This window comes from Streptomyces phaeoluteigriseus, from assembly GCF_001896135.2.
Classification (GTDB): domain Bacteria; phylum Actinomycetota; class Actinomycetes; order Streptomycetales; family Streptomycetaceae; genus Streptomyces; species Streptomyces phaeoluteigriseus.
On the sequence record NZ_MPOH02000009.1, the window covers coordinates 189,724 to 216,302 of the forward strand.

At 70.6% G+C, this 26,579-nt stretch carries 23 protein-coding genes and 2 pseudogenes; 5 read left to right on the top strand and 20 right to left on the bottom strand.

All coding sequences use genetic code 11. The annotated features are described in order from the left end of the window. Window positions 1–92: 92 nt before the first annotated feature. The 10 genes and pseudogenes from BM536_RS08640 to BM536_RS08685 all read right to left on the bottom strand — a co-directional run bounded on the left by BM536_RS08640 (window position 93) and on the right by BM536_RS08685 (window position 10,098). Window positions 93–2,288: a xanthine dehydrogenase family protein molybdopterin-binding subunit gene (locus BM536_RS08640; protein WP_073492306.1), complete on the bottom strand. Its 2,196-nt coding sequence runs from the start codon at window positions 2,286–2,288 to the stop codon at window positions 93–95. After that, window positions 2,285–3,264, bottom strand: a pseudogene (locus BM536_RS08645) (FAD binding domain-containing protein). Before BM536_RS08645 ends, BM536_RS08640 begins: the two are co-directional and overlap by 4 nt. Before the next feature lie 7 nt (window positions 3,265–3,271). Beyond that, window positions 3,272–3,922 (bottom strand): (2Fe-2S)-binding protein, encoded by a 651-nt coding sequence (locus BM536_RS08650; protein ID WP_073492308.1) that lies wholly within the window; start codon window positions 3,920–3,922, stop codon window positions 3,272–3,274. Between the two features lie 301 nt (window positions 3,923–4,223). Continuing rightward, on the bottom strand, window positions 4,224–4,637 hold the full coding sequence (locus BM536_RS08655) for a (R)-mandelonitrile lyase (protein ID WP_073492310.1): 414 nt from the start codon (window positions 4,635–4,637) through the stop codon (window positions 4,224–4,226). 36 nt (window positions 4,638–4,673) lie between these two features. Next, window positions 4,674–5,441, bottom strand: a complete 768-nt coding sequence (locus tag BM536_RS08660; RefSeq protein WP_073492312.1) for a glucose 1-dehydrogenase — start codon at window positions 5,439–5,441, stop codon at window positions 4,674–4,676. A gap of 97 nt (window positions 5,442–5,538) precedes the next feature. Further along, window positions 5,539–6,306 carry an SDR family oxidoreductase gene (locus BM536_RS08665; RefSeq protein WP_073492313.1) on the bottom strand — a complete coding sequence of 256 codons (768 nt, stop codon included), beginning with the start codon at window positions 6,304–6,306 and terminating at the stop codon, window positions 5,539–5,541. 58 nt (window positions 6,307–6,364) lie between these two features. Beyond that, window positions 6,365–7,619: pseudogene (locus BM536_RS08670) on the bottom strand (MFS transporter). Window positions 7,620–7,784: 165 nt separating this feature from the next. After that, window positions 7,785–8,315, bottom strand: coding sequence for a cyclophilin-like fold protein (locus BM536_RS08675; protein WP_245873331.1), 531 nt, complete (start codon window positions 8,313–8,315; stop codon window positions 7,785–7,787). Window positions 8,316–8,330: 15 nt separating this feature from the next. Then, complete coding sequence (locus tag BM536_RS08680) at window positions 8,331–8,996, bottom strand: SDR family NAD(P)-dependent oxidoreductase (protein WP_073492315.1); 666 nt, start codon at window positions 8,994–8,996, stop codon at window positions 8,331–8,333. Window positions 8,997–9,081: 85 nt separating this feature from the next. Beyond that, on the bottom strand, window positions 9,082–10,098 hold the full coding sequence (locus BM536_RS08685; RefSeq protein ID WP_073492317.1) for a zinc-dependent alcohol dehydrogenase family protein: 1,017 nt from the start codon (window positions 10,096–10,098) through the stop codon (window positions 9,082–9,084). Between the two features lie 171 nt (window positions 10,099–10,269). On the opposite strand from BM536_RS08685, the gene BM536_RS08690 reads away from it, so the two are divergent. Continuing rightward, window positions 10,270–11,151: a helix-turn-helix domain-containing protein gene (locus BM536_RS08690; protein ID WP_079274950.1), complete on the top strand. Its 882-nt coding sequence runs from the start codon at window positions 10,270–10,272 to the stop codon at window positions 11,149–11,151. A gap of 176 nt (window positions 11,152–11,327) precedes the next feature. Continuing rightward, window positions 11,328–11,798, top strand: coding sequence for a PfkB family carbohydrate kinase (locus BM536_RS43940; RefSeq protein ID WP_079274949.1), 471 nt, complete (start codon window positions 11,328–11,330; stop codon window positions 11,796–11,798). A gap of 58 nt (window positions 11,799–11,856) precedes the next feature. Here the strand turns inward: BM536_RS43940 and BM536_RS08700 are convergent, their stop codons facing one another. From BM536_RS08700 to BM536_RS08710, 3 genes are all read right to left on the bottom strand, one after another. Next, complete coding sequence (locus BM536_RS08700; RefSeq protein WP_073492321.1) at window positions 11,857–12,123, bottom strand: FGGY-family carbohydrate kinase; 267 nt, start codon at window positions 12,121–12,123, stop codon at window positions 11,857–11,859. A gap of 280 nt (window positions 12,124–12,403) precedes the next feature. Beyond that, complete coding sequence (locus tag BM536_RS08705) at window positions 12,404–13,756, bottom strand: class I SAM-dependent RNA methyltransferase (protein WP_094102772.1); 1,353 nt, start codon at window positions 13,754–13,756, stop codon at window positions 12,404–12,406. 91 nt (window positions 13,757–13,847) lie between these two features. Then, window positions 13,848–15,926, bottom strand: coding sequence for an APC family permease (locus BM536_RS08710; protein WP_073492323.1), 2,079 nt, complete (start codon window positions 15,924–15,926; stop codon window positions 13,848–13,850). 416 nt (window positions 15,927–16,342) lie between these two features. Between BM536_RS08710 and BM536_RS08715 the strand changes: the two genes are divergently transcribed. Then, window positions 16,343–17,014 (top strand): potassium channel family protein, encoded by a 672-nt coding sequence (locus tag BM536_RS08715; protein WP_073492324.1) that lies wholly within the window; start codon window positions 16,343–16,345, stop codon window positions 17,012–17,014. Beyond that, window positions 17,011–17,679, top strand: coding sequence for a potassium channel family protein (locus tag BM536_RS08720; protein WP_073492326.1), 669 nt, complete (start codon window positions 17,011–17,013; stop codon window positions 17,677–17,679). The genes BM536_RS08715 and BM536_RS08720 overlap by 4 nt, the downstream gene beginning before the upstream one ends. 143 nt (window positions 17,680–17,822) lie before the next feature. Here the strand turns inward: BM536_RS08720 and BM536_RS08725 are convergent, their stop codons facing one another. The 7 genes from BM536_RS08725 to BM536_RS08755 all read right to left on the bottom strand — a co-directional run bounded on the left by BM536_RS08725 (window position 17,823) and on the right by BM536_RS08755 (window position 25,976). Continuing rightward, window positions 17,823–18,605 (bottom strand): DUF3159 domain-containing protein, encoded by a 783-nt coding sequence (locus BM536_RS08725; RefSeq protein ID WP_073492328.1) that lies wholly within the window; start codon window positions 18,603–18,605, stop codon window positions 17,823–17,825. Window positions 18,606–18,608: 3 nt separating this feature from the next. After that, window positions 18,609–19,007: an OB-fold nucleic acid binding domain-containing protein gene (locus BM536_RS08730; RefSeq protein ID WP_073492330.1), complete on the bottom strand. Its 399-nt coding sequence runs from the start codon at window positions 19,005–19,007 to the stop codon at window positions 18,609–18,611. A gap of 121 nt (window positions 19,008–19,128) precedes the next feature. Next, entirely contained in the window at window positions 19,129–22,434 is a 3,306-nt protein-coding gene (locus BM536_RS08735) for a response regulator (protein ID WP_094102773.1), read from the bottom strand. Between the two features lie 280 nt (window positions 22,435–22,714). Further along, window positions 22,715–23,872 (bottom strand): alginate lyase family protein, encoded by a 1,158-nt coding sequence (locus BM536_RS08740; protein ID WP_094102774.1) that lies wholly within the window; start codon window positions 23,870–23,872, stop codon window positions 22,715–22,717. Window positions 23,873–24,068: 196 nt separating this feature from the next. Then, window positions 24,069–24,842, bottom strand: a complete 774-nt coding sequence (locus tag BM536_RS08745) for a DUF3710 domain-containing protein (RefSeq protein WP_073492337.1) — start codon at window positions 24,840–24,842, stop codon at window positions 24,069–24,071. A 1-nt stretch (window position 24,843) separates the two neighbouring features. Further along, a complete protein-coding gene (gene dut / locus BM536_RS08750) occupies window positions 24,844–25,395 on the bottom strand; it encodes a dUTP diphosphatase (RefSeq protein ID WP_073492339.1) in 552 nt (183 codons plus the stop codon). Next, window positions 25,392–25,976: a PaaI family thioesterase gene (locus BM536_RS08755; RefSeq protein ID WP_073492341.1), complete on the bottom strand. Its 585-nt coding sequence runs from the start codon at window positions 25,974–25,976 to the stop codon at window positions 25,392–25,394. Before BM536_RS08755 ends, dut begins: the two co-directional genes overlap by 4 nt. 112 nt (window positions 25,977–26,088) lie before the next feature. Between BM536_RS08755 and BM536_RS08760 the strand changes: the two genes are divergently transcribed. Next, a complete protein-coding gene (locus BM536_RS08760) occupies window positions 26,089–26,553 on the top strand; it encodes a DUF3093 domain-containing protein (protein ID WP_073492343.1) in 465 nt (154 codons plus the stop codon). The last annotated feature ends 26 nt before the right edge of the window (window positions 26,554–26,579 follow it).

Below are 26,579 nucleotides of genomic sequence, written 5' to 3' on the forward strand. Positions count from 1 at the left end.
GTCACGCGGCGGCCCTCGGAAGTCCGGCAGCCGGACGGGGAGGAGCTGCCGGACGAACCGTGCGCACTCCGCCGGACCGAAGTGCCGGTGGGTCAGAGCAACGCCTCCGCGCTGATGGGCAGTTCGCGAACGCGGCGTCCGGTGGCGTTGAAGACCGCGTTGGCGATGGCGGGCGCCACCCCGATCATCACGAGTTCGCCGAGTCCCTTGACTCCGAGCGGGTCGGCCTCGCGGTCCTCGCCGTCCAGGTAGATCGCCTTGAGGTCGGGGACGTCGGCGTTGACGGGGACGAGGTAGTCGGCGAGGTTCGCGTTGACGATCCGCCCGTCGCGGTGGTCGGTGACCGTGTGCTCCAGCAGGGCCGTGCCGATGCCGCCGACCATGCCGCCGAGGGCCTGGCTGTCGGCCAGCTTGGGACTGATGATGCGGCCCGCGTCGTACACCCCGAGCACGCGCCGCACCCGCACCAGGCCCAGCGTCGCGTCGACGGCCACCTCGGCGAAGGTCGCGTTGTAGCCGTAGAAGGAGTGCCGCTCGGGTCCGGACGGCGGCGCGAAGGAGCCGTCCGCTTCCAGGTGGGTGCGGTCGTTGCGGGCCAGCAGCCGCCGGTACGTCTCCCCGCGCGTTGGATCGTTCTTCATGTGCAGTCGGCCGTTGCGTACCACGACATCGTCAGCCGCCACCCCGTGCAGCGGCGACTCGCGGTCCCCGACGGCCAGTTCGATTGCCTGACGGCGGACCTTGTTGCAGGCGTCGAGGGTGGCGGAGCCGACGCTGGCCATGGTCATCGAGCCACCGTGTGGTGGTGTCGGCGGGTAGAGGGAGTCCCCCAGCCGGAAGGTCACCGTGCGCACGGTCAACCCCAGTGCATCGGCGGCGACCTGAGTCTGGGAGGTGTACGTACCCGGGCCCATGTCGGTGGCGGCCGCCTCGACGAGCGCGGTGCCGTCGGCGTCCAGGCGGGCCCGGGCCTGGGCCGGCATGCGGGCGGTGTCGTAGACGCCGGCTGCCATGCCCCTGCCGATCAGCCAGTCCCCCTCACGCGTGGTGCGGGGCTTCGGGTTGCGGCGGTGCCAGCCGAACTCGCGGGCGCCGACCGTGTAGCACTCGCGTAGCCGACGCGTGGAGAACGGCAGGTTGGTCGACTCGTCCTCGTTCGGTTCGTTGCGTCGGCGCAGCTCGATCGGGTCGACGCCGAGCTTGTGGGCGAGTTCGTCCATGGCCGACTCGATGACGAAGGAGGCCGTCTGGAAGCCGGGGCCGCGCATGTAGAGCGGTGTGGGCAGGTCCAGCGGCACCGTCCGGTACCTCTGGGACACGTTGGGCATGCTGTAGAGCATCTGCCCGGCCGCCAGGATGGACTCGGTGAACTTCTCGTACGACGACGTCTCGGCGTCCAGCTCGTGCACCGCGGCGGTCAGACGGCCGCGCCGGTCGCTGCACAGGCGCAGGCGGTACTCGTACGAAGGCCGGAAACCGGTCCCGAGGTACATCTGCTTGCGACTGAGGACCAGCTTGACCGGGCGCTTCGTCTCGCGGGCGGCCAGCGCGGCGACGACCACGTGCGGCCAGCAGCGCAGCGCGGTGCCGAAACCGCCGCCGACGAACGGTGAGATGACGCGTACTGCGTCCGTCTCCAGGCCGAACACCGCCGCGAGTTCCGTCTGCGTGCCCACCACCCACTGGGTCTTGTCCCAGACGGTGAGCTTGTCGCCGTTCCAGCGGGCGATGGTGGCGTGCGGCTCCATCGGGTTGTGGTGGTTGCGCGCCGTACGGTACGTCAGGTCCAGTCGTACGGCCGCCGAGCGCAGGGCCGCTTCGGCGTCGCCGCGTGTGTAGCGGGTCGGCTCGTCCGGCTCGGCCTCGGTGAGGTCGGTCGAGGGCTGTTCGGCGTCGTAGCCGACCTTGACCAGGCTCGCGCCGTGCTGTGCGGCCTCCAGGGTGGTGGCGACCACGACGGCGACCGGCTGGCCGTGGAAGCGGACTCGGTCGTCCTGGAAGACACGCAGTCGCCGGCCCTCGGGGTTGTTCGACCCGCTGTTGTCGCGGTACGGCAGTTTCGGTGCGTTGCGGTGGTGGATCACCTTCAGTACGCCCGGAAGGGCTTCGGCGGCGCCGGTGTCGATCGAGGTGATGCGGCCGCGGCCGATGGCCGCGTCGACGATGACGGCGTGCACGGACCCGTCGACGTCGTGCTCCGCGGCGTACAACGCCTTACCCGTGACCTTCAGCCGGCCGTCCACCCGGGACAGCGGCGCACCCACGGCTGCCTGCGGCTGGGGGCTCACTTGGCACCTCCTACGACACGCAGCTGGCGTTCGACGGTCCGCTTCAGCAGCTCGACCTTGAACCGGTTGTGCTTGAGCGGGCGTGCCCCGTCCGCCGCCTTGGCGGCAGCGGCCGACCACAGGGCCCCCGAGGGGCGTTCACCGACGAGGTGCTGCTCGACGGCGGGCAGCTTCCAGGGCACCGTGCCCACTCCCCCGGCGGCGACCTTCGCCTCGCGGATCACCCCGCCGCGTACGTGCAGCGCGACGGCAGCCGAGGTCAGGGCGAACTCGTACGACTGCCGGTCACGCACCTTCAGATAGCCGGACCTGAGCGGGCGCGGAAGAGCGGGGATCTCCACCGCGGTGATCAGCTCACCCTTGCGCAGGGCATGTTCGCGTTGGGGGGTGCTGCCGGGCCGCAACAGGAAGTCGGCAAAGGGGACTTGGCGCGCCCCGTCCGGGCCCAGCAGGTGCACCCGGGCGTCCAGGGCGGCGAAGGCAACGGCGACGTCGGACGGGTGCGTTGCCACGCAGGCGTCAGAGGTGCCGAGGATGGCGTGGGTGCGGTTGACGCCGTTCCGCGCGGCACAACCGGAGCCGGGCTCACGCTTGTTGCAGTCTGCGGTCACGTCCCGGAAGTACGTGCAGCGGGTGCGCTGCATGATGTTGCCGCCGATGGTGGCCATGTTCCGCAACTGGGCCGAAGCGCTCAGTTCCAGCGCCTCGGAGACGACGGAATACAGCGTGCGCACCTTGGCGTGGGCGGCGGCCTCGGACATGGTCACCAGGGCGCCGATCCGCAGTCCCCCGCGCTCGGTCACCGTGACCTGGCGCAAGGGCAGGCCGCTGATGTCGACCAGGCTGTCGGGACGCTCGACGGTCTCGCGCATCAGGTCGACGAGGGTGGTGCCGCCGGCGATGTAACGGCCGCCGCGGCGGCGGCGTCGAGAGCCTCACCGGTGTCGGACGCCTTGGTGAAGGCAAAGGGATACATCGGGCCCTCACTTCCGGCCGGCGGTCTGCTCGACCGCCCGCACGATCTTCACGTAACAGCCGCAGCGGCAGATGTTGCCGCTCATCCACTCCCTGATCTCCTCCGGCGAACCGGTGTGACCCTCCTTGATGCAACCCACCCCGGAGACGATCTGACCCGGGGTGCAGTAGCCGCACTGGAAGGCGTCCTCGTCGATGAACGCCTGCTGCAAAGGGTGGAGTTCGCCGCCCTTGGCCAGGCCCTCGATCGTGGTGACCTCGGCGCTCTCCAGACGCACCGCGAGCGTCAGGCAGGCGTTGACCCGGTGGCCGTCGACCAGCACGGTGCACGCCCCGCAGGCCCCGGCGTTGCAGCCCTTCTTCGAGCCCGTCAGACCAAGATGCTCGCGGAGCAGGTCCAGCAGCGAGGTGCGGTTGTCGACCGTCACCGTCCGGCGGGTGCCGTTGACCGTCAAAGAGACACGGCTGGACGGCGGCCGCTCGGCGGCCGTCACCTCTTCCGCGCCGATGAGGGAGGTCCCTCCGACGACGCTCCCCGCGACGACCGCGCCGCCGACCACGGTACTCGTGGCGATGAAGGTGCGCCGAGTGGGCGCCGGGGAGGACTCGCCGGCTCCGGTGGGGGGTGGAGCGGCAGACTCGGGGAGTTCAGTGGACATACGTACGCCTTCGTATCGCGGACGGATCGGCCGTACACATCGGCGGGACGGGAAAGTGGATCGTCGTCACCGCGGGGAAGCCGGCAACCGCGCGCTCTGGCGGCGGCTGCCGGTCACTTGGGGAGTCTTGCACCACCGGCAACTTTCGTGGCAGGGAGACTTTCCTCCCCCCTTGAAGCTCCGTCAGAAGTGACTGACCGACGTCATCGGGGGCACTTGCGCGCGCAGCAAGGCAGGCGGCAGTCCCCGGGACGCCGTGACGTCCTGAGCGAGCCCCGGGTGCGCGTGGGATGGGCCGGGGCTACTGGTCGCGGGTGCGGCGGCCGTTGTACTGCTGGTCGGTGACCGGCTCGGCCCACGTGGTCTCGGGAGTGCCGTCGCCCGTGCCCTCCCACAGGGCGACGTGCTCCATGAAGCGGTCGGGGACGGCGCCGTGCCAGTGTTCCTCGTTCGGCGGGCACGCGACCGTCTCGCCGGGGTGGGCCTCGAAGACGGTGCCGTCCCGGGTGCCGATCAGGGCGATGCCGGAAACGACGTGCAGGGTCTGGCCCAGGGCGTGGGAGTGCCAGTTGGTGCGGGCGCCCGGCGAGAAGCGGACCAGATTGGCGCGCATCCGCGACGGCTCCTGGCCGGCCACGATGACGTCCCACCACACGTCGCCGGTGAACCAGTCCGCCGGGGCCTTGCTGCTGGGCTGCTGCTTGATGAATTCCATGGTGTCTCTCAGCTCCCTTTCATGCGTTGGCTGTCTTCAGCGAGCGACGTAGCCACCGTCCACGGGGAGGGCGACACCGACGACGAAACCCGCTCCAAGGCTGCACAGCCACAGGACCGCCTGGGCGATCTCCTCGGCGGTGCCGAGCCGGTTGATGGGCTGGTTGGCCTCGGCCTCGGCGCGGTCGAGTTCTCCCTTGGCGATCATGTCGCTGACCATGGGGGTGTCGATGGTGCCGGGGCAGACGGCGTTGATGCGGATGCCTCGGGGGGCGTATTCGAGTGCCGCGCTGCTCGTCAGGCCGATGACTCCGTGCTTGGAGGCGTGGTAGGAGGCGCGGCCGGGCAGGCCGACCAGGCCGCCCAGGGAGGAGCAGTTGACGATCGCGCCGCTGCCCTGGGCACGCATGTGCCGCAGCTCGTGCTTCATGCACGCCCAGACGCCGCGCAGGTTGATGGCGTTGACGCGGTCGAACCGCTCGGCGGGCTCGTCGGCGGCGTCGCTGGGCGGGATCTGGATGCCGGCGTTGTTGTAGGCCATGTCGAGGCGGCCGAAGGTCTCCACGGTGCGGTCGACGGCGGCGGCGACCTGGTCCTCGTCGCTGACGTCGCAGGTGAGGGCGAGGACTTGGTGGCCGGCGTCGGTGAGTTCCTTCGCGGCAGCGTTCAGGGCCGTCTCGTCGATGTCGGTGAGGGCGACGGCGGCTCCGGACGCGGCGAACGCGCGGGCGGTCGCCAGGCCCATACCGGCACCGGCGCCGGTGACGAGGGCGACCTGGCCGTTGAAGTCGTATGAGGGGTTCACGTGGTGTTGTCCCTTCAGGTGGGGAGATGTGGCGGCACGACTGATGTCAGGGATGCCTGAATGAACTGCGGCGGCACGAGTCCCTGCCGAGACGCCGTCAGACGGTCTGGCCGCCGTCGACGACCAGGGCGTGGCCGGTGGTGAAGGATGCGGCGTCCGAGCAGAGCCAGAGCACAGCGGCTGCGATCTCTTCCGGTGTGCCGAGGCGTCCGATCGGCTCGTCCGCGATCAGGGCGTCCCGTCCCCCGGGGGTGCTTTCGGCGAAGCGCTGGATCATCTCGGTGTCGATGATGCCGGGACAGACGGCGTTGACACGGATCCCGGATGCCGCGTAGTCGAGGGCGGTGGAGCGGGTCAGGCCGACGACGCCGTGCTTGGCCGCGGCGTAGGCCGCCTGTCCCTTGAAGCCCTTGACGCCGGCGCCGGAGGAGGCGTTGACGATCGCGCCGCCTCCGTTCTGAAGCATCAGGGGGATCTGGTGCTTCATGCACAGGAACATCCCGGTCAGGCTGACCCCGACGACACGGTCCCACTCGTCCTTCGCGATGTCCGCGGCCGGTTTGACCGGTTGCTCGACGCCGGCGTTGTTGAAGGCGACGTCCAGTCGTCCGAACGCCCGGATGGTGTCGTCCAGCGCGGATTTCACGTCGTCATCGCTGGTGACGTCACAGGCGAGGGCCAGAGCCTGTCCGCCCGCTTCCTCGACGAGCCGTGCGGTCTCCCGCAGACCGTCCGCGGACAGGTCGGCCAGGGCGACGCGGGCACCCGCGCGGGCGAAGGCGACGGCGGTGGTGCGGCCGATACCGGAGCCGGCTCCGGTCACGAAGGCCACCTTGCCAGTGAAGGCCGTGCTGCTCACAGTCATGTACGGAGTCCTCTCGCTTGCTGGTACGTCGTCGGCCGTACGCGGATCCAGGCTTGAGTCAGTGCTGCGACGACACCTGTGCGGCCTCGTCGCGTCGCCGCTGCGCGGGAGCGCTGCTCCGGGCCACGACCCGGCCCTTGCCGGATGAGCCGTGGACGGCGAGGGCGATCAGGGGCAGCAGCGTGAGGGCGGCGATGACGGTGCCGACCAGGGGCGGCCTGTCAGGCCGAGGGTGGAGTCCAGGGCCGTACCCGCGAGCGCCGATCCGGCGGCGATGCCGGTGTTGAAGGCGGAGGTGGTCAGCGCCGAGGTGAGGGTGGGGGCGTCGCCCGCGAAGCGCATGGCGAGCGCGGTGACCACCGGGTTGACGGTGAAGCCGGTCAGGCCCATGAGGAAGACCAGGAGGGTGGCCGTCACCGGGTTGCCGGACAGCGGGATCATCAGGAGCAGGACCAGGGCGGTGGCCGCGGCGGCCGTGATGGTGGCGGCCATCGGACGCCGGTCGCCCAGGCGGCCTCCCGTGGTGGTGCCGCCCAGGGCGCCGAAACCGAAGGCGATCAGGACGAGCGGTACGGCACCTGCGGGGATCCCTGCGCGGTCGGTCAGCAGCGGCGTGACATAGGTGTACGTCGCCAGGACACCGCCCATGATCAGCATCGCGGCGGCGAGCGCCAGCCACAGCCGGCCCTGGCGCAGAGCCCGGACCTCGGCCCGGAGGGACACCTCGACGCGCTGCTCATGGGCCGGAATGAAGCGACCGATGAACACGGCGGCGAGCCCGGACAGGACCGCCAGGGCCCAGAAGGGGCCACGCCAGCCGGTGAACTGACCGGCGAAGGAGCCGACCGGCACGCCGATGACGTTGGCCAGGGTCAGACCACCGATCATGACGCCCGTGGCGCGGGTGGCGTTGCGCGGCCCGGCAGCGGTGGTGGCGACGACGAAGCCGACGGACCAGAACGCTCCGGTGGCCAGGGCGGTGACGGCGCGGGCGGCGAGGACGATCGTGAAGGACGCGCTGAGGGCAGCGACCAGATGTCCGAGGCAGAACACGGACAGGGCCAGGATCAGCGTCCGGCGCTGGGGAAGGCGCAGGGTCGCCATGGCCATGGTCGCGCGCCGACGATCATGCCGATGGCGAAGGCGGTGATCAGCAGGCCGGCGTGGGAGACGCTGACCCCGAGGTCACCGGCCAGCTCCGGCAGCAGGCCGGCGACGACGAACTCGGTGGTCCCCATCAGGAACGTGCCGGCGGCGAGCACCCACACGACGAAGGGGAGCTTGCCGGGGGTGGTCCCGGATGCGGAAGGCATACGTGGGGTCTCTCCTTGCGTGGAAATCGAGGGATCATGGTGGCGGCTGAAGCCGTCGCGGCGGACAGTGGACAGCGCGGCCACGTCTTCGACGGTCCCGTGCAGTGAACCGGACGATAAGGGGAGAATCTCCTCCCCCTTCGTAGGAGCGAACGGTGGGGCGGGTCAGGGCGCGGCTTCAATGGTGATCTCGTCCGCGGTGGCGAGCCGCTCGGTGCCGCCGCCGGCCATGTGCCCGAGGATGACCAGGCCGGTCGCGTACGGGGCGTCGCGGTAGTAGGTGGCGAGCTGGTTCCAGGGGGCGTAGTACGCCAGGTCACCGACCTCGGGGTCGGCGCCTTCCGGGGCGCCGGAGGTGGACAGCTTCCGGGGCAGATCGGCGATCTTCTCGGCCTGGTTGAGGTCGCGCAGGGAGAGCGTCAGGGGGAGCTGGGCGACGAAGTCGCGGGCGGTGGGGCTGTCGTTCAGGGTGGCGGCGACGGGGTGGCCGTCGAGGGTGAGCCTGATGTTCATCGCGGTTGTCCTGCCGGTCGGTGTGGTGGCTGCCGGGGCTGTCGATGCCTGCGGCGACGCGGGCTCGGAGGAGGACGAGGAGGCGGAGGCAGGCGGGGAATCGTCGGTGCAGGCGGTCATGCCCAGCAGCAGGGCGGCGGCCGGGACCACGCGGGCGAGAGCGCGAAAGGGGGCGGGGTTCACGGGGGCGTCCTGTGGCTAGTCGGGCAGAGGCTCGGCGTGGTGGCGGAAGCCGTCCCGCTTGGTGTGGATGTCGTACAGGCGCTGGGCCAGGACGTCGGGGCTGCTGTGCTCGGCGTCGGGCCGGATGGCTCCAGGGATGATCAGCTGGGCGGCGTGGATGTTTTCCGGGGCGAGCGCGTCGTGGAGCATGTGGGCGTAGGCGCTCTCGGCGGCGAAGGCGATCGAGGTGCCGGCGACCTTCGGGTTGGGGTGTACGGCGCTGGAGCCGTTGACGAACAGCAAGGTGCCGCGGCCGAGTTCGCGCATTCCGGGCAGGACGGCGTTCACGCAGGTGACGGGGCCCTTGACGGAGAAAGCGAGCGGGGCGTCGAGGTCGTCGGCGCTGGTATCGAGAACCGGCTTCATGAAGTCGGCGCGGGGCACGGGGCTGTACTGGAGGACCTCGATGGGCCCCAGGTCGGCCGCGGCTGCGTACAGGGCCGCGGTCAGGGACTCGATGTCGAGGACGTCGGCCGTGTAGCCGTGCGCCTGGACGCCGTCACGGGCGAGGTCGGCTGCCAGGCCGTCCAGCTTCTCCGCGTCGCGGGCGATGAGGGCGACGGTGTGGCCGGCGACTCCGAAGCGGCGGGCAGTGGCCAGCCCGAGACCGGGGCCGGCGCCAACAAGGGCGAAGGTCGTCATGGTCAGTTCCTTGTGTGAGCGGGGGTGGTTGCCGGCCCGGGGCCGCACCGCCCCGGTGCGACCCCGGGTGTGGACGCGTCTGCGCTCAGGGCTTGAGCAGGGCCTTGACGGCGCGGCGCTCGTCCATCGCCCGGTAGCCCTCGGCGACCTGGTCCAGGGGCAGGGTGAGATCGAAGACCTTGCCCGGGTCGATGCGGCCGGTCAGCACGCGATCGATCAGATCGGGCAGGTAGCCACGCACGGGGGCGGGACCGCCGCGCAGACCGACGTGGGAGAAGAACAGCTCCTCGCCGTCGATGGCCACCTCGTGCGGGACGCCGACGAAGCCGACGTTGCCGCCGGGGCGGGCGGAGTGCAGGGCCTGCCGCATCGAATCCGCGGTGCCGACGCACTCCAGCACGCTGTCGGCGCCGATGCCGCCGGTGAGGTCCTTGACGCGGGCGATGCCTTCGTCGCCGCGCTCGGCCACGATGTCGGTGGCGCCGAATTCGAGGGCGAGCTTCTGCCGGGAGTCGTGCCGGGACATCGCGATGATCCGCTCCGCACCCAGTTCCTTCGCGGCGATGACACCGCACAGGCCGACCGCTCCGTCGCCGACCACGACGGCCGTCGAGCCTGGCCTCACCTCGGCGGCGAGGGCGGCGTACCAGCCGGTGCCCATCACGTCGGACACGGCGAGCAGGCTGGGAACCGTCTCGGCGCCCGGGTGCTCGTCCGTGGCGACCAGGGTGCCGTGGGCGTTGGGGATGCGCACGTAGTCGGCCTGGCAGGTGCTCATGAACTCGCGGTTCAGACAGGAGGACTGCCAGCCGTTCAGGCAGTTCACGCAGGTGTTGTCCGAGGTGGCGAAGGAACCGACCACGAACTGGCCCGGCTTGACGTTGGTGACCTCGCTGCCGGTCTCCTCGACGATGCCGACGTACTCGTGCCCCATCGGGTGCGGGTCGCCTACTGGCTCGAGACCGCGATACGGCCACAGGTCCGAGCCGCACACACAGGTGGCGACCGTACGGATCACCGCGTCGGTCGGCTCAATGATCTTCGGGTCGTCCAGGGTCTCGAAGCGCACATCGCCGGGGGCGTGAATGACTGCTCCGCGCATGGGGTGCTTCCTTCGGTGCGGGGATCGGTGAGCCGCAGTCGTCGTGAGGAACGACTGCTCACGATCGAGGCTCACACGTGAGGGCAGGCGCGGAAAAGCGGAGAAAAATATCCCAGGAGGGAAATATCCAGGGAGGAAACTCTCCCCCCTTACGCAGGTGCGATGGGTGTCATGCTGGGAAGCATGACCGCCAACGTTCCCCTCGATGAGCTGGGAGAATTCCTCAAGAAGCGCCGCTCCGAGCTGAGCCCGCGCACGGTCGGACTGCCCGAGAGCGACAGGCCCCGCCGGGTGGAGGGGCTGCGCCGCGAGGAGGTCGCCCAGCTCGCCAGCATCAGCACCGACTACTACACCCGCCTGGAACAAGGCCGTATGCAGGCGTCGGCGCCCGTGCTGGATGTCCTCGCCCGGGTGCTCCATCTGGACGACGACGAGCGGGGTTACCTCTTCCAGCTCGCCGGCAAGACCACCACCCGCACCCGGCGCCGCGGCCGGCAGAAGGTCCAGCCACAGTTGCAGAGGGTCCTGGACGACCTCACCGCCACTCCGGCCATCGTGCAGGGCCGGCGCGGGGACATTCTTGCCTGGAACGCGCTGGCCGCCGGCCTGGTCACCGACTTCTCCCGCCTCCCGGAGAAGCACCGCAACTACCCGCGGATCATCTTCACGGACCCCGCCATGCGCACCCTGTACGCAGACTGGGAGAGCTCCGCGCACATCGCCGTCGCCCAACTGCGCATGGAGGCCGCGAAGTATCCCGAAGACCCGCGCCTGATCGAGCTGGTCGGTGAACTGTCCATGCACGACAAGCAGTTCGCCCGCTGGTGGGGCGATCACCACGTCGCCGCCCGCACCGTGGGCACGAAGATCCTCAACCATCCGGTCGTCGGCGAACTCGTCCTGGACTGGGACACCCTCACCGCCAACACGGACCCCGACCAGCACCTCACCGTCTGGACCGCCGCGCCCGGCTCCCCCACCCACGAACGGCTGCGCATCCTGGCCTCCTGGGCCGCCGACCAGGACCTGCCGGCCTCCTCCCCCGTCATCTGACCGCGACGGGCCGCCGCCATGAGGGCGGCTGGAAGACTTGTTCCGAACGCTGACGGTGCTGTCCTGTGCAGCGGCTACCCGGAGCCCGGCCCCGCGCGACAGGCAGGTTCCTGGCAAGCCTTGAAGAGACGGCTGCACGGCCCGTACTACTGCTCGGGGTCCGCCGCGGGGAGAAGATGAGCCACGCCCTCATCGACGGCGTCAAACGATCCGTCGGGGGCGGATTCCTGTATGCCCGTGGACATCCACGGTCAGATCACGAGCCGCTGCACGTCCATCAAGCCGCGCTCTCCCGTGCGGTGTTCCGCCGGCAGGATGTACGTGCGCAGACCGCAGGCGGCCGCGCCCTCGTCCTGATCACGTTCGGCTCGCGGGGCGCCTGGGCCGTCGGCCGCGACGCCAACGTGCATGTGCCCGCTCCGGTGGTCGAGGTCGTCGACACGGTCGGAGCGGGCGACGCCTTCACCGCCGGGGCACTCGCCCACCCGCACCACGCCGACCGGCTCAACCGAGAAGGCGTCGACGCTCTCGGGGCCGGCGACCTCGCCCGGCTGCTGTCCTACGCCGTGGAGATCGCTGCCGACACCTGCACCCGCGCCGGCGCCCAGCCTCCGTACCGCGACGACGGTGTGCCGCCCCCCGGCTAGCGGCAGTGGCCGTGCCTGGATACCCGTCGATCCCTCATGTCGCCGGCTCGTCCGGCACTCACTCCGGAGCCTCGGGCGCGTCCAGACGGGCCCAGACCGGTCCGAGAGCCTCCAACGCCTCCCGGTACACCGCATAAGCCTCGTCGAGTACGGCGACCCGGTCGGGGCGGGGTTCGTGGCGGCTGAGTACGGCGGGGGTGGCGCGCGGGTCCGTCACGTCGTCGAGCAGTCCGACGGCGGTGGCGGCGAGAAGAGCCGCTCCCCGGGCGGCGCTCTCCGCCACGTCGCTCACCACGACCGGCCGCCGCAGAGCGTCGGCGAACATCTGAAGCCACCATCCACCGGGCCGATCGTCCCATGTAGCCGGTCGGCGCGCCCTGACCGTCATCCGTCCGACGGCGTTGCTCTTCTTCCTTCGATGCGCCTTGAATGGGCGTCATCTGAGCGTCAAGAGTTTTTGAGCGATGCCACGGCGCTCGGGCGACTCAGACCGCGCCCGGCTACAAAACCACAGATCAGCGTATGCATGACGCGCGAACCGTCCGCTCGACCCGCTGCATGAAGGAAAACAGGTCGAGCCGACGCCTGAGTCAGGAAACGGCAGGTCAGACGCTCTTCGCGGCAGGCTCCAGAATCGCCACGCACTCCACGTGGTGCGTCATCGGAAACAGATCGAACGCCCGCAGAGTCCGCACCCGGTACCCCCCATCCCGGAAGTACCCCAGGTCCCGTGCCAGCGCAGCGGGATCGCAGGCCACGTACGCGATCTTCCGTGCCTTCAGGGACGACAGGTGTTCGACCGTCTTGCGGCCCGCTCCCGCCCGCGGCGGGTCGAGGACGATGAGGTCGACCTCGCTGATCCCCGTACGCGGGAGGACACTCTCGACCTTGCCCTGCTCGATCCGTACGCGGTCGAAGCCGGCGAGGTTGTGCCGGGCGTCCTCGACGGCGCGCTTGCCGGACTCGATGCCGAGCACCGCGCCCTTGTCGCCGAGGCGGTCGGCGAGGGCGCCGGCGAAGAGGCCGACGCCGCAGTACAGGTCGAGCGCCATGTCGCCCTTGCGCGGCAGCAGGCCCTGCATGACCGCCTTGACGAGGGTGTCGGCGGCCTGCGGGTGGACCTGCCAGAAGCCGCCGCTGCCGACGCGGTACGTCCGGCCGTCGGCGCGCTCACGCACGAACGCGCGGCCGTGGACACGGTGGATGCCGCCGTCGTGCTCCTCGACCCGCATCACGGAGACGGGCCGGTCGAGTTCGACGAGGGGGAGGCGGGCGCCGGGACGGGGTTCGAGGATCACCATGCGGTCCTGGGAGCCCGTCGCCGCGATGGCGTCGACGGAGACCATGCCGCTCCAGTCCCGCTGCTCGATGCCCAGTTCACTGACGCCCTCGGCCGCGATCATGCAGTGCTCGATCGGCTCGACCTCGTGCGAGCGGTGGCGGCGCAGCCCGGCGTTGCCGTCGGCGTCGACCGCGTACTGCACGCGCGTGCGCCACTGCGGAACCTGGCCCGCCGGAAGCTTGTCGCCCTCGGCCGGCATCACGGTGCCGTCCCAGCCGGCCTCCTCGGGTGTGAGGCCCGCGAGCCGCTGGAGCTGCTCGGTGATCACCTCGCCCTTGAGACGGCGCTGGGCGCCCGGCTTGGCGTGCTGCCAGTCGCAGCCGCCACAGCGGCCGGGTCCGGCGTACGGACAGGGTGCCTCGACGCGGTCCTTGGACGGGTCCAGCACGCGTACCGCGTCCGCGCGCAGGAACCGCGCGCCTTCCTCGCCGTCCGTCACCCGGGCCACGACCCGCTCGCCGGGCAGCGTGTGCCGGACGAACAGCACCTGGCCCTCGTCGGTGCGGGCGATGCAGTGACCGCCGTGGGCGACGGGGCCGACCTCGACCTTGTACTCCTCGCCGACGAGCGACCTCGCCTGCGGGTCCGCCTGCGAGTTCTTCGGTTCTGCCTGCATGGCGGGGTGACTCCACTACTCGAACGAGGTACGGCCGGACAACAGCCCACCAGTCTACGTGGCTGTCGTCCGGCCGCTCACCATGATCGGGTCAGGCCTGCGGGCCCGGGGAGTCGGCGGAATCCGTGCCGGACGGCTCCTTCGGTCGCCCGTCGAGGGCGGGACCGCGCCGCACGGAACCCGGCGCGTTCCAGTCCTGCCGCCTGCGGGCCCGCTTCTTGGCCACCTCGGAGGACTGGAGCTGGTACGGCACCGAGGTCACCATCACGCCCGGCGTGAACAGCAGTCGGCCCTTCAGCCGGAGCGCGCTCTGGTTGTGCAACAGCTGCTCGTACCAGTGGCCGACCACGTACTCGGGGATGATCACCGACACGGCGTCCCGCGGCGACTCCCGGCGCAGGCTCTTGACGTACTCGATGACCGGCCGCGTGACCTCGCGGTAGGGCGAGTCGAGGACCTTCAGCGGTACGTCGATGCCGCGCCGTTCCCACTCCGCTCGCAGCGCCTTCGTCTCTGCCGGGTCGACGTTGACGGTGAGCGCCTCCAGGGTGTCGGAGCGCATCAGCTTGGCGTAGGCGAGGGCGCGCAGCGTGGGGCGGTGGATCTTGGAGATCAGCAGCACCGAGTGGACGCGCGAGGGGCGGACGCTGTCGTCGCTGGGTCCCTCGGGTGCGGCCAGTTCCGTGGAGACGCCGTCGTAGTGGCGGCGGATCGCGGACATCGTGCCGTAGAAGATCACCATGCCGAGCAGGGCGACCCAGGCGCCGTGGGTGAACTTGGTGACCAGGACGACCACCAGGACCAGGCCGGTGAAGAACGCGCCGAAGGTGTTGATCGCCCGGGAGCGGACCATGCGGCGGCGCCTGGCCGGGTCGGTCTCGGTCGCCAGGTGGCGGTTCCAGTGCCGGACCATGCCGGTCTGGCTGAGCGTGAAGGACACGAACACGCCGACGATGTAGAGCTGGATCAGCCGCGTGGAGTCGGCGCCGTACACGACGATCAGCAGAGTCGCCGCGCCCGCGAGGAGCACGATGCCGTTGGAGAACGCCAGGCGGTCGCCGCGGGTGTGCAGCTGGCGGGGCAGGTAGCGGTCCTGGGCGAGGATCGAGCCGAGCACCGGGAAGCCGTTGTAGGCGGTGTTGGCCGCCAGGAACAGCACCAGTGCGGTGGCCGAGGCGAGCACGACGAAGAGGAAGCTGCCCTTGCCGAAGACGGCCTCGGCGACCTGGCTGATCACCGGATTCTGGACGTAGTCGGAGCCGACCGCGACGCCGTTGTTCAGCAGGTCCACGGCCGGGTTCTCGGCCATGCGGACGTCGGTGACCAGGGCCAGCACGATGATCCCGCAGAACATGGTGACGGCCAGCAGCCCCATCGCGGCGAGGGTCGTCGCCGCGTTCTTGGACTTGGGCTTGCGGAAGGCGGGGACGCCGTTGGAGATGGCCTCCACGCCGGTGAGCGCCGCGCATCCGGAGGAGAACGCGCGCAGCATCAGGAAGAACAGGGCGAAGCCGGCCAGACCCTGGTGCTCGGGCTTGATCGTGTATTCGGCGGTGGGCGCCCGCATGGTGTCGCCCAGGACGAGGGCCCGGAAGGCGCCCCACGCGACCATGATGAAGACGCCCGCGACGAACACGTACGTCGGAATCGCGAAGAGCTTGCCGGACTCCTTGACTCCGCGCAGGTTCATCAGCGTCAGCAGCACGACGACGGCGGCCGCGCAGGCCACCTTGTGCTCGACGACGAACGGGATCGCGGAGCCGAGGTTCTCGATGCCGGAGGAGATGGAGACGGCGACGGTCAGGACGTAGTCGACGAGCAGGGCGCTCGCGACGGTGAGGCCGGCCTTGGCGCCGAGGTTGGTGTTGGCCACCTCGTAGTCACCGCCACCGCTCGGGTAGGCGTGGACGTTCTGCCGGTAGGAGGCGACCACCGTGAACATCAGTACGACGACCGCGAGGGCGATCCACGGGCTGAAGTGGTAGGCCGACAAGCCCGCGATGGACAGGACCAGCAGCACCTCCCCGGGCGCGTAGGCCACGGAGGACAGCGGGTCGGAAGCAAAGACGGGTAGGGCAATGCGCTTCGGCAGGAGCGTTTCTCCGAGCCGATCACTGCGCAGTGCGCGCCCGATCAGAATCCGTTTGGGCACGTCGGTCAGTTTGGACACAACAGAGCATCGTAGGCCTTCGAACACGAGGTCGCCCACCCTCCCCCGGGCTCAGTCGGGTGACGCTGCGCCCCGGTTCCCCCGCCGAGGCACTCCGTCTGCCTCACGGGTGAAATCAGCCACGGCGCGGCTGCGGATTCCGTGGCCGCGCCGATCGTCATGCCTATATGACGATTCCCGTACGCTGCCGCCCCGTCGGAGGTTCCATGCACACGACCGCCGAGCTGATCGGAGCCGTCGGCACCCTCGTCGGCCTCGGAATCCTCACCCTCCTCAGCCTCTGGAGCATCAGCCGTCGCTGACACCGTCGACCGTGCACAGGGGTGCCCTCCGCGGACCGCGCGTGTGTAGCTTGGTCGGCGGTCTGAGACCCTGTTACAGCCAAGTCAGCAACATTTGACCTCGGAAGGACGGTCGTGCACATCGTCATCATGGGCTGCGGCAGAGTGGGTTCCGCTCTCGCCCAGACCCTGGAGCAGCAGGGGCATACGGTCGCCGTGATCGACCAGGACCCCACCGCCTTCCGACGTCTTGGCTCCTCGTTCGGCGGCCGCCGGGTCACCGGGGTCGGCTTCGACCAGGACACCCTGCGCGAAGCGGGCATCGAGGAGGCCGGGGCCTTCGCCGCCGTCTCCAGCGGCGACAACTCGAACATCATCGCCGCCCGCGTGGCCCGGGAGATGTTCGGCATAGAGAACGTCGCCGCCCGCATCTACGACCCCCGCCGCGCCGAGGTCTACCAGCGCCTGGGTATCCCGACGGTGGCCACGGTCCGCTGGACGGCCGACCAGATGCTGCGCCGACTGCTTCCCTCGGGTTCCGAGCCGCTGTGGCGCGATCCCACCGGTGGCGTCCAGCTGGCCGAGGTACACGCCTCCGCCTCCTGGGTCGGACACAAGATCAGCAGACTTCAGGAGGAGACGGGCGTCCGCGTCGCGTTCCTCACCCGCCTCGGCGAGGCGATCCTGCCCAGCTCGCAGACGGTTCTGCAGGAGGGCGACCTGGTGCACGTCATGATGCGCGCCGACGACGTGGAGAAGGTCGAGGCCTCGTTCGCCGAGGGCCCGAAGGAGGACGGTCACCGATGAGGGTCGCCATTGCCGGAGCCGGCGCAGTCGGCCGCTCGATCGCGGGCGAGCTGCTGGAGAACGGCCACGAGATCCTGCTGATCGACAAGGCGCCGACCGCCATCTCGGTCGAGCGCGTCCCGCAGGCGGAGTGGCTGCTGGCCGACGCCTGCGAGATCACCTCCCTCGACGAGGCGGCCCTCCAGCGCTGCAACGTCGTGATCGCCGCCACGGGCGACGACAAGGTCAACCTCGTCGTGTCCCTGCTCGCGAAGACGGAGTACGGCGTCCCGCGCGTCGTCGCCCGGGTGAACAACCCGAAGAACGAGTGGCTGTTCAACGAGTCCTGGGGTGTCGACGTCGCCGTCTCCACGCCGCGCCTGATGTCGGCCCTGGTGGAGGAGGCGGTGAGCGTCGGCGACCTGGTCCGCCTGCTCCGCTTCAGTCACGGCGACGCCAACCTCGTCGAACTGACCCTCCCCGAGGAGTCGGCCCTGGCCGGCACCCAGGTGGGCGACGTGGAGTGGCCCGAGGACACCTCGCTGGTCACCATCATCCGCGGCACCCGGGTTCTCACCCCGTCCCGCGAGGATTCCCTGGAAGCAGGCGACGAGCTCCTCTTCGTGGCCGCCCAGGCCCGAGAGGAGCAACTGGAGGACCTGCTGTCGGTACGCCGCGAGGACTGAATCCCCAGCCCGTCCGGCTCTTGCGGACGAGGCCCCGCTGACGAGGCCCGTTCAGGGCCGAAGCGGGGGTCTGGGGGCGGCGGCCCCCAGGGACGGGAAGGGCAGGGAAGGGGCGGCGGGGGGCGAAGCGAACCCCGCCGAACCTACCCGTCCCGCCGATGCCGCGGACCGGAGTCCGCGGACTCCGTCGCCGCGACACCAGGCGACTGCGCACCCTTCGACTCCGCGGCCTTCAGCTCCGCAGCCTTCTCCTCCGCCTCCATCTCGGCGAAGACGTCGATGGGCGCGGGCGCCTTCGCCAGGAACACCCACGTCAGCCACACGGCCAGCAGGAACGGCGGAATCTTCAGCGCGATCAGCACCCACCCGAGCTGAGTGGTGTCGGCCCACCAGTACAGCGGAAAGAGAATCGCGCACTTGGCCAGCAGAATCAGCCCCCAGGCGTAGCTGGCCTTCGCGTACGCCTTCTTGCGGCCGGGGTTGCGGGTCCGCCAGGAGAGGTTCTCCTTGAACACCGGCCCGAGGATCAGCCCGAGCAGCGGCACCCCGCACAGGGTCGTGATGATGTACGCCAGCGACAGCCCCAGTGTGTAGAGCATGCCGGGCAGGTAGAAGTCCTTCGCGTTGCCCGTCATCATCGCGAACACGACACCGAAGGCGACACCGAAGACACCGCTGAAGGCGTGCTTCACGGTGTCCTTCATGGCCAGGCGGACCACGACCAGGACCAGCGACACCGCCAGCGCGGCGATCGCCGACATGTGCAGGTCTTTGTTGATCGTGTAGATCGTGACGAACAGCAGGCCGGGCACCACCGTCTCGACCATGCCCCGCACTCCGCCGAACGCCTCGAACAGCGCGGCTTCCGTCACCGCCCGGGGATCGTCCTGCTGAGCTTCTTCGGTCGGCTTGTCGAGCGACGTCACCGGCTACTCCCTACCAAGGGGTCTCAGTTCGTACTTGGGGTTGAACAGCACCCGGCGGCCTCGGCTGAGCGAGATCCGGCCCGATGCTATGAGCTTGCGTCCCGGCTCTATGCCGACTATGGAGCGTCTGCCCAGCCACACCACGTCCAGCGCGGCGGAGCCGTCGAACAGCTCGGCCTCCAGGGCCGGGACTCCGGCCCGCGGCCGCAGGGTGACCGTGCGCAAGGTACCAGTAACCGTCACGACCTGCCGGTCCTGGCAGTCTCCGATCCGCGTGCAGCCCGCGGTCTCGGCGTCCTCGCGCAGCTCCTCGGACTCCAGGTCCTCCTGCGAGGAGGAGAGCCGATCGAGCATGCGCCGGAACCGGCCGGCCGGCTTCTCGGAACGAGGAACACCACTCATACCTGAAGCGTACCGGGAGGCCCCTCCAGGCCCGAAGCCGCGTGCCGACGCCTGTCATCCGCCCGCCCCCCTCACCGCTCCAGCTCCTCTGCGGCTCACACCTCGTGGCTCACCTGCTGGCTCACTTCTCGAATCGATACCCCATCCCCGGCTCCGTGATGAAGTGCCGCGGATGCGACGGATCGACCTCAAGCTTCCTGCGCAGCTGCGCCATGTACACCCGCAGGTAGTTCGTCTCCGTCCCGTACGACGGCCCCCACACCTCTTGGAGCAGCTGCTTCTGGCCGACCAGGCGGCCGGTGTTGCGCACCAGCACCTCCAGCAGATGCCACTCGGTGGGGGTGAGCCGTACGTCCTTGCCGTCCCTGTTGACCTTCTTGGCGCCCAGGTCGACCGTGAACCCGTCGGTTTCGACCAGGGCCTCGTCCTCATCCCCGCCCGCGGGTTCGGCCCGGCGGACGGCGGCCCGCAGCCGGGCCAGCAGCTCGTCCATGCCGAAGGGCTTGGTGACGTAGTCGTCGGCGCCCGCGTCGAGCGCCTCGACCTTCTCGTCCGAGGAGTGCCGGGCGGACAGCACCAGGATCGGCACCCGGGTCCAGCCGCGCAGACCCTTGATCACCTCGACGCCGTCCATGTCGGGCAGTCCCAGGTCGAGCACGATCACGTCCGGGTGGCGGGCGGCGGCGACCCGGAGGGCGGTGGCCCCGTCGTGGGCCGCGTCGACCTCGTACTTGCGGGCCTGGAGGTTGATCACGAGGGCGCGCACGATCTGCGGTTCGTCATCGATCACGAGCACCCTCGTGGGGCTCTGCGGGGTCCCCCCGGTCGAGCTCATGAAGCCTGCCTTTCGGGTTGTGCGGGGTGTTTCGGGGACGGGCCGCCGGCGGTGGGGGGCGCGGGCCGGCGGACGGCCCCGGCGCGCAGTCCCGGTCCTCCGGCCGCGACGCACGGTGAGCACCATGGTCAGTCCCCCGCCCGGTGTGTCCTCGGCGTCGAGCGTCCCGCCCATCGCCTCGGCGAAGCCACGCGCGACCGCGAGGCCCAGGCCCACCCCGGCTCCCCGGGGAGCGTCACCGTACCGCTGGAAGGGCTCGAAGATCCGCTCCTTGGCCTCGTCGGGCACGCCCGGCCCACGGTCCACGACCCGGACCTCGACCCGGCCGGCGAGGGCACTGGCCGAGACGAGCACGGGGGTGCCGTCCGGGCTGTACTTCACCGCGTTCTCCACCAGGTTGGCGACCGACCGCTCCAGCAGTCCGGCGTCCACGGCGACCATCGGCAGCGTCTCCGGGATGTCCAGCGTCACGCTGTCCGCCGGAACCCCGCCCAGCGCCATCGGTACCACCTCGTCCAGGTCGGTCTCCCGGATGATCAGCGTGACCGTGCCGGTCTGGAGACGGGACATGTCCAGGAGGTTCCCGACCAGGTGGTCGAGCCGGTCGGCGCCGTCCTCGATGCCTTCGAGCAGTTCCGCCCGGTCCTCCTCGGACCAGGCCACGTCGTCGGATCTGAGGCTCGACACCGCCGCCTTGATCCCGGCCAGCGGAGTGCGCAGGTCATGGCTTACGGCGGCCAGCAGTGCCGTACGGATCCGGTTGCCCTCGGCGAGGGTGCGGGCCCGGTCGGCCTCCTCCTGAAGACGACGCCGGTCCAGCACGACGACCGCCTGCGCGGCGAAGGCGGCCAGCACCCGCCGGTCCGCCGCGGGCAGTACCCGTCCGGTGAGCGCCAGTGCCAGGCGGTCCCCGACGGGCACGTCCACATCAGCGTCCTCCGGCCGCTCGACGGGCGGCCCCACGCCGACCCGGCCCGCGCAGGTCCACGGCGCCTGGTGGTCCCCGCGCTCCAGCAGGGCCGCCGACTCCATGCCGAAGGTCTCCCGGACGCGCTCCAGCAGCGCCTCCAGGCTGGTCTCGCCGCGCAGCACATTGCCCGCCAGGTAGGAGAGGATCTCCGACTCCGCCCGGAGTCTGGCCGCCTGGTGGGTGCGCCGGGCGGCGAGGTCGACCACCGACGCCACGGACACCCCGACCCAGACGAAGATCACGATGGCCACGATGTTCTTCGGATCGGCGACGGTCCAGCGGTGCAGGGGCGCTGTGGAGAAGTAGTTCAGCAGCAGGGACCCGAGGGCCGCCGAGGCCAGCGCCGGCAGCAGGCCACCGAGCAGCGCCGCCGCGACCGTCACGGTGAGAAGCAGCAGCATGTCGTTGGCGAGGCCGAGGTGGACCGTGCCGAGCAGCACCGTCATCAGCGGGGGGCCGGCCAGCCCGACCGCCCAGCCCCAGATGATCCGGGCCCTCCCGAGCCGCGCGCCCCGGGCCACCGGCAGACCCCGCCCCTTGGCCGCCCCCTCATGGGTGACGATGTGCACGTCGAGGTCGGGTCCCGACTCGCGCGCGATCGTCGCGCCGACGCCGGGCCCGAAGACGTACTGCCAGGCCTTGCGGCGCGAGGAGCCGAGGACGATCTGGGTGGCGTTGGCGCCCCGGGCGAAGTCGAGGAGGGCGGCCGGGACGTCGTCGCCGACGACATGGTGGAAGGTACCGCCGAGGTCCTCCACGAGCGTGCGCTGGACCGCCAGTTCCTTGGGCGAGGCGGAGGTCAGGCCGTCCGTGCCCGCGACGTAGACGGCCAGTACTTCGCCACCGGCGCCCTTCTCCGCAAGCCGCGCCGCCCGCCGGATCAGTGTCCGCCCCTCCGGGCCGCCGGTCAGCCCGACCACGATCCGCTCCCGCGAACCCCAGATCGCCGACACCCGGTGCTCGCTGCGGTACTGCTTCAGGTACTCGTCGACCCGGTCGGCCACCCACAGCAGGGCCAGCTCCCGCAGGGCGGTGAGATTGCCCGGCCGGAAGTGGTTCGACAGGGCCGCGTCGACCTTGTCCGGTGCGTAGATGTTGCCGTGCGCCATGCGGCGGCGCAGGGCCTGCGGCGACATGTCGACCAGCTCGATCTGGTCGGCCCGGCGTACGAACTCGTCCGGGACCGTCTCCTGCTGCCGCACCCCAGTGATCGACTCCACCACGTCACCGAGGGACTCCAGGTGCTGGATGTTCACCGTGGAGATCACGTCGATGCCCGCGGCGAGCAGATCCTCCACGTCCTGCCAGCGCTTGGCGTTGCGCGAGCCCGGGACGTTCGTGTGGGCCAGCTCGTCCACCAGGGCGACCTGGGGGCGGCGGGCGAGCACCGCGTCCACGTCCATCTCGGTGCGGGCGGCACCCCGGTACTCCAGCCGCCGTCGGGGGACCTCCTCCAGGCCGTGCAGCATCGCCTCGGTACGCGGCCGGTCGTAGTGCTCGGCGAACGCCACCACGCAGTCCGTGCCCCGCTCGACGCGCCGATGGGCCTCGGACAGCATCGCGTACGTCTTGCCCACGCCCGGTGCCGCGCCGAGGTGGATCCGAAGCTTGCCGCGTGCCATGGCCTCATTGTCTTCCGCCGACTCCTGCCTGCGCAGCGTCGACCTTACGGCCGACGACACGGACAAAGGGGACGAGGGGGAGGGCGCGGGACTCCTTTGACGCAACCCTGACGCGGCGGACACCCCGCAGGTCGACCCGGTCATACGCCCTCCCCCTCGCTCCCTCGCCGCTTCCCCCTCACCCCTACATCGGACGGGACCCCCCGATCGGTTCACGTCGGAGGGTCCCGATTTCCGCCCGCCGTGCGGATGCCGTCTCCGGCACCCCGCGGCGCCACTCTCACACCGTGCTGTCCCCGTGCGTGAGCGTCTCCCAGGCGACGAAGAGGTTGTTGCTGCCCGCCGGGCGGTTCTGGAGGGTCAGCGTCTGGGTGTTCGTCATCGCGATGCCGAGCCGGTTGTGCAGCGCGTTGTAGCCGACCTCGGTGACCGGGCCGAGGCCCAGTTTCAGGGAGCCGCCGCACAGCCAGCCCGGTGCGGCGGTGCCGAGCTGGTAGGTGGCGTGCAGGCCGAGGGCGTGCCGCAGCCGTTCGCCGACGTCGGTGCCGTACAGGTCCTGGCCCTGGATGCGGCTGGTCTCGGCGATGTGCGCGATGGCTGAGATGCCGTACCCGGTGTGGGTGAAGTCGCGGCAGGTCTCCTGGCTGAGACCGTTGACGAAGGTGGACTGGCCCTGCCAGTAGGCGACGATCTTCGCCCGGGTGTCGAGGTTCTGGCTCGGGACGGTCCTCGGCAGGTCGCCGTCGGACGCGAGGTAGACGTAGGCGGCGGTGCGGGTGCGGAACTTCGCCATGGCCTTGTCGTACGACGTCTTGTCCTCCAGGAAGACGGAGATGCCGACGGCGGCCTCCATCATCGACAGTTCCCAGTTGCCGTTGGAGTTCGAGCCGTTGATGACCTCGGGGAGGTAGACGTCGCGCAGCATGCCGGCGAAGCGCCCGGAGCCGGCCCAGGTGCCGGAGTACGTGTGCTTGATGATCTCGGCCGCCTTGGGCCAGGACGAGCCCGCCCAGCCGGCCTGGAGGGGCGCGTTGCTGTTGGTGTGGTCCTTGATCACCGCGGACCAGGCGTCCATCAGCTCGATCGCCTTCCTCGCGTGCCGCTCATCGCGCGTCACGTACCAGGCCAGGGCCTGCGTGTAGGCGGCGATCGCGTCCTCGCGCTCGTCCGTACAGCCGTTGTTGGGATTGGAGTACGAGCCGCACTCGACGATCGCGCGCGGCTTGGGGACGCGGTTCAGGTCGGCGTACTTGCTCGCGAGCAGCCGGTCGAACGCGCCCTTCCAGGGCTGGGCACCGGCATCGACCTGTCGGCGGGCGAAGTCGAGCTGGGCCCGGGAGACGGTGACGCCGGGGTGGGCGAAGGCGGCGGGGGCGGCCTCGGCGCGGGTGACGGCGGGCGAGGCGAGGGCGCCCAGGAGCAGGGCGGCCACGGTCACAGGCAATGCGGGACTGCGCACAGCGACTCCGTTCTCGTACGTGAACAAGGAGCGCCCTTATGAACCAGGCGTTGAGCGGAGACCGTAGGTACAGACCAATGAGCCGTCAAGGGTGCGCGCATGCCGAAAGGGCCGCACCCCCGGGAGGGGATGCGGCCCTTTTCTCCGACTGTCTGCCGAGTGCGTCCGCTGCCGGCTAGCGGACTTCCGTGATCTCCGGCCCGCGCTGCAACTGGCCCATGCCGCCGGAGAAGCGGGAACCCGCGTCCTCCTGCTGCACCGTCTCGGGAACCATCTGGGCGTCGTTGGGCAGCTTCAGGACGATCGGGTCACGGGGCGCCATCGGGCCCTCACCGCGGACCACGACCGTGTCCCGGAAGATCTGCTCCAGCAGACCCGCGGCCTGCGGCTGCACCGCGCCCTGTCCCGAGATCACCCCACGCAGGAACCAGCGGGGACCGTCCACGCCGACGAACCGCACGACATGGAACCCGCTCGTGCCGTCCGGCAGCTGCACGGGCACCTGGGCCCGCAGTTCCCAGCCCAGCGGGCCCTCGACCTCGTCGATGATGCCGCCCTGCTGGGTGATGCCGGAGCCGATCTCCTCGCGCACCTCGCCCCAGATGCCCTCGCGCTTGGGAGCGGCGAAGGCCTGGAGCTGGATGGCGCTGTCGCGCAGCACGACGGTGGCCGCGACGATCGCGTCACCGGCGACCTCGACCCGCAGCTCCATGCCGTCGACCCCGGGCACGAAGAGGCCGCCCAGGTCCACGCGGCCCTCTGCGGGGTCGCGCACCTCCGAGCTGTCCCAGGGTCCGTCGGGCCGCGGCTCCGGCTCCAGCCGTACGCGCTCGCGTCCGCCCTCTGCCTCGTCCGTCTCGTCCGCCTCAGTGTCGACGCTGTCGACGACCTGCTCGGCCTCGCCGGCCGCGTCCTCGGCGGCACCCTTCTTCTTGCGACGTCCGAACACGTCACTGTCCTTCCCGGTCGGATACGACCGAAGCGTATCGATTCCCACCCGTCGCGCCGCCCACGGCGGCTTGACCGTTTGTGCCGCTTCCGCCGTCCACGGCGGCGTGGCCACCGGTGGACCCGAAGCCCCCCTCGGCCCGCACCGAATCGGGAAGCTCCGCGACCTCCTGGAAGCGGACCTTCTCGACCTGCTGGACAACCAGTTGGGCAATCCGGTCGAAGCGCTCGAACCGCACGGACTCGCGCGGGTCGAGATTCACCACGATCACCTTGATCTCCCCACGGTACCCGGCATCAACCGTCCCCGGGGCATTCACGAGGGCGACGCCGCATCGGGCGGCCAGCCCCGACCGGGGATGCACGAAGGCCGCGTACCCGTCGGGAAGCGCGATGGACACCCCCGTGGGCAGTACGACCCGCTCCCCCGGCGCCAGTTCACGGCTCTCGGTGGTCCGCAGATCGGCTCCCGCGTCACCGGGATGCGCGTACGTCGGGAGCGGTACGTCAGGGTCCACCCGCCGGATCAGCACGGGCACGGGCTCACGGCTCACGGGTTCACCTCGAAGGCGCGGGTGCGCCGGACCTGGTCCGGGTCGCTCATGGCGGCGTCGATCTCCGCCTGGCGGCCGTGCTCGACGAAGTGCTTCACGTCGACCTCGACGAAGAGCGCGTCCGCGCGGACGGCGACGGGCCCCTCGGGGCCGCCGATCCGACCGGTGGCGGTGGAGTAGATCTTCCGTCCGGCCACGGCGGTCACCTCGGCCTCGAGATGCAGGGTCGTGCCGACGGGCACGGGCCGCGCGAAGTCGGTCTCCAGCCGTCCGGTCACGGCGATCGTGCGCAGCAGCCAGTTCAGCGAACCGAGCGTCTCGTCGAGGGCGGTGGCCAGGACCCCGCCGTGCGCCAGACCGGGCGCCCCCTGGTGAGCGGCCTGGACGGTGAACTCCGCCGTGACGGTCACTCCCTCGCCGGCCCGAGCCTCCAGGTGCAGCCCGTGCGACTGCCCGCCACCACACCCGAAACAGTGTTCGTAGTGCGCGCCGAGCAGGTCGCCGGGCGCGGGCGCATGGGGGTGCCGAACCGGTTTCACGGCGCCGGCCGGAGGCTCAAGAGCTGAGGAAGTACCACTCACAGCCGCAGACCTTACCCGCCCGCCGGTCGCCCACCCGCACCCCGACCGGCAGCGCTGCGCGCGGGCCACCCTGGCCCGGGCGGGGTCCGGACACCGTGCCAAGCTTGGTTCCATGCAGCTCTCCGCCACCCCGTACGACGAACGCCTCACCGCTCCCCGCTCCTGGTGGTTCATCTCGTTCCTCGTGGGCGTCGCCTTCGCCCTGATCCTGCTGCCGTTCGGCACCCTGCCGTCGCTGGGCGGCCTGGTCGGCGGCACCGCGGTCGCCGCGGTCGCCGCCAGTTCCTACGGCTCGATGCGCATCCGCGTGGTCGGCGACTCCCTGATCGCGGGCGAGGCGAAGATCCCGGTCGCGGCGCTGGGTGAGGCACAGGTCCTGGACGCGGAGGAAGCGCGGGCCTGGCGCACGTACAAGGCGGACACCCGGGCGTTCCTGCTGCTGCGCGGGTACATCCCCACCGCGCTGCGCGTGGAGGTCACCGACCCGGCCGACCCGACGCCGTACCTGTACCTGTCGACGCGTGAACCCCAACGGCTCGCCGAGGCGCTGCGGGCGGCACGGGAGACCGCGGCGTAGGCGCACTTCGCGGGAACACGTCGGGC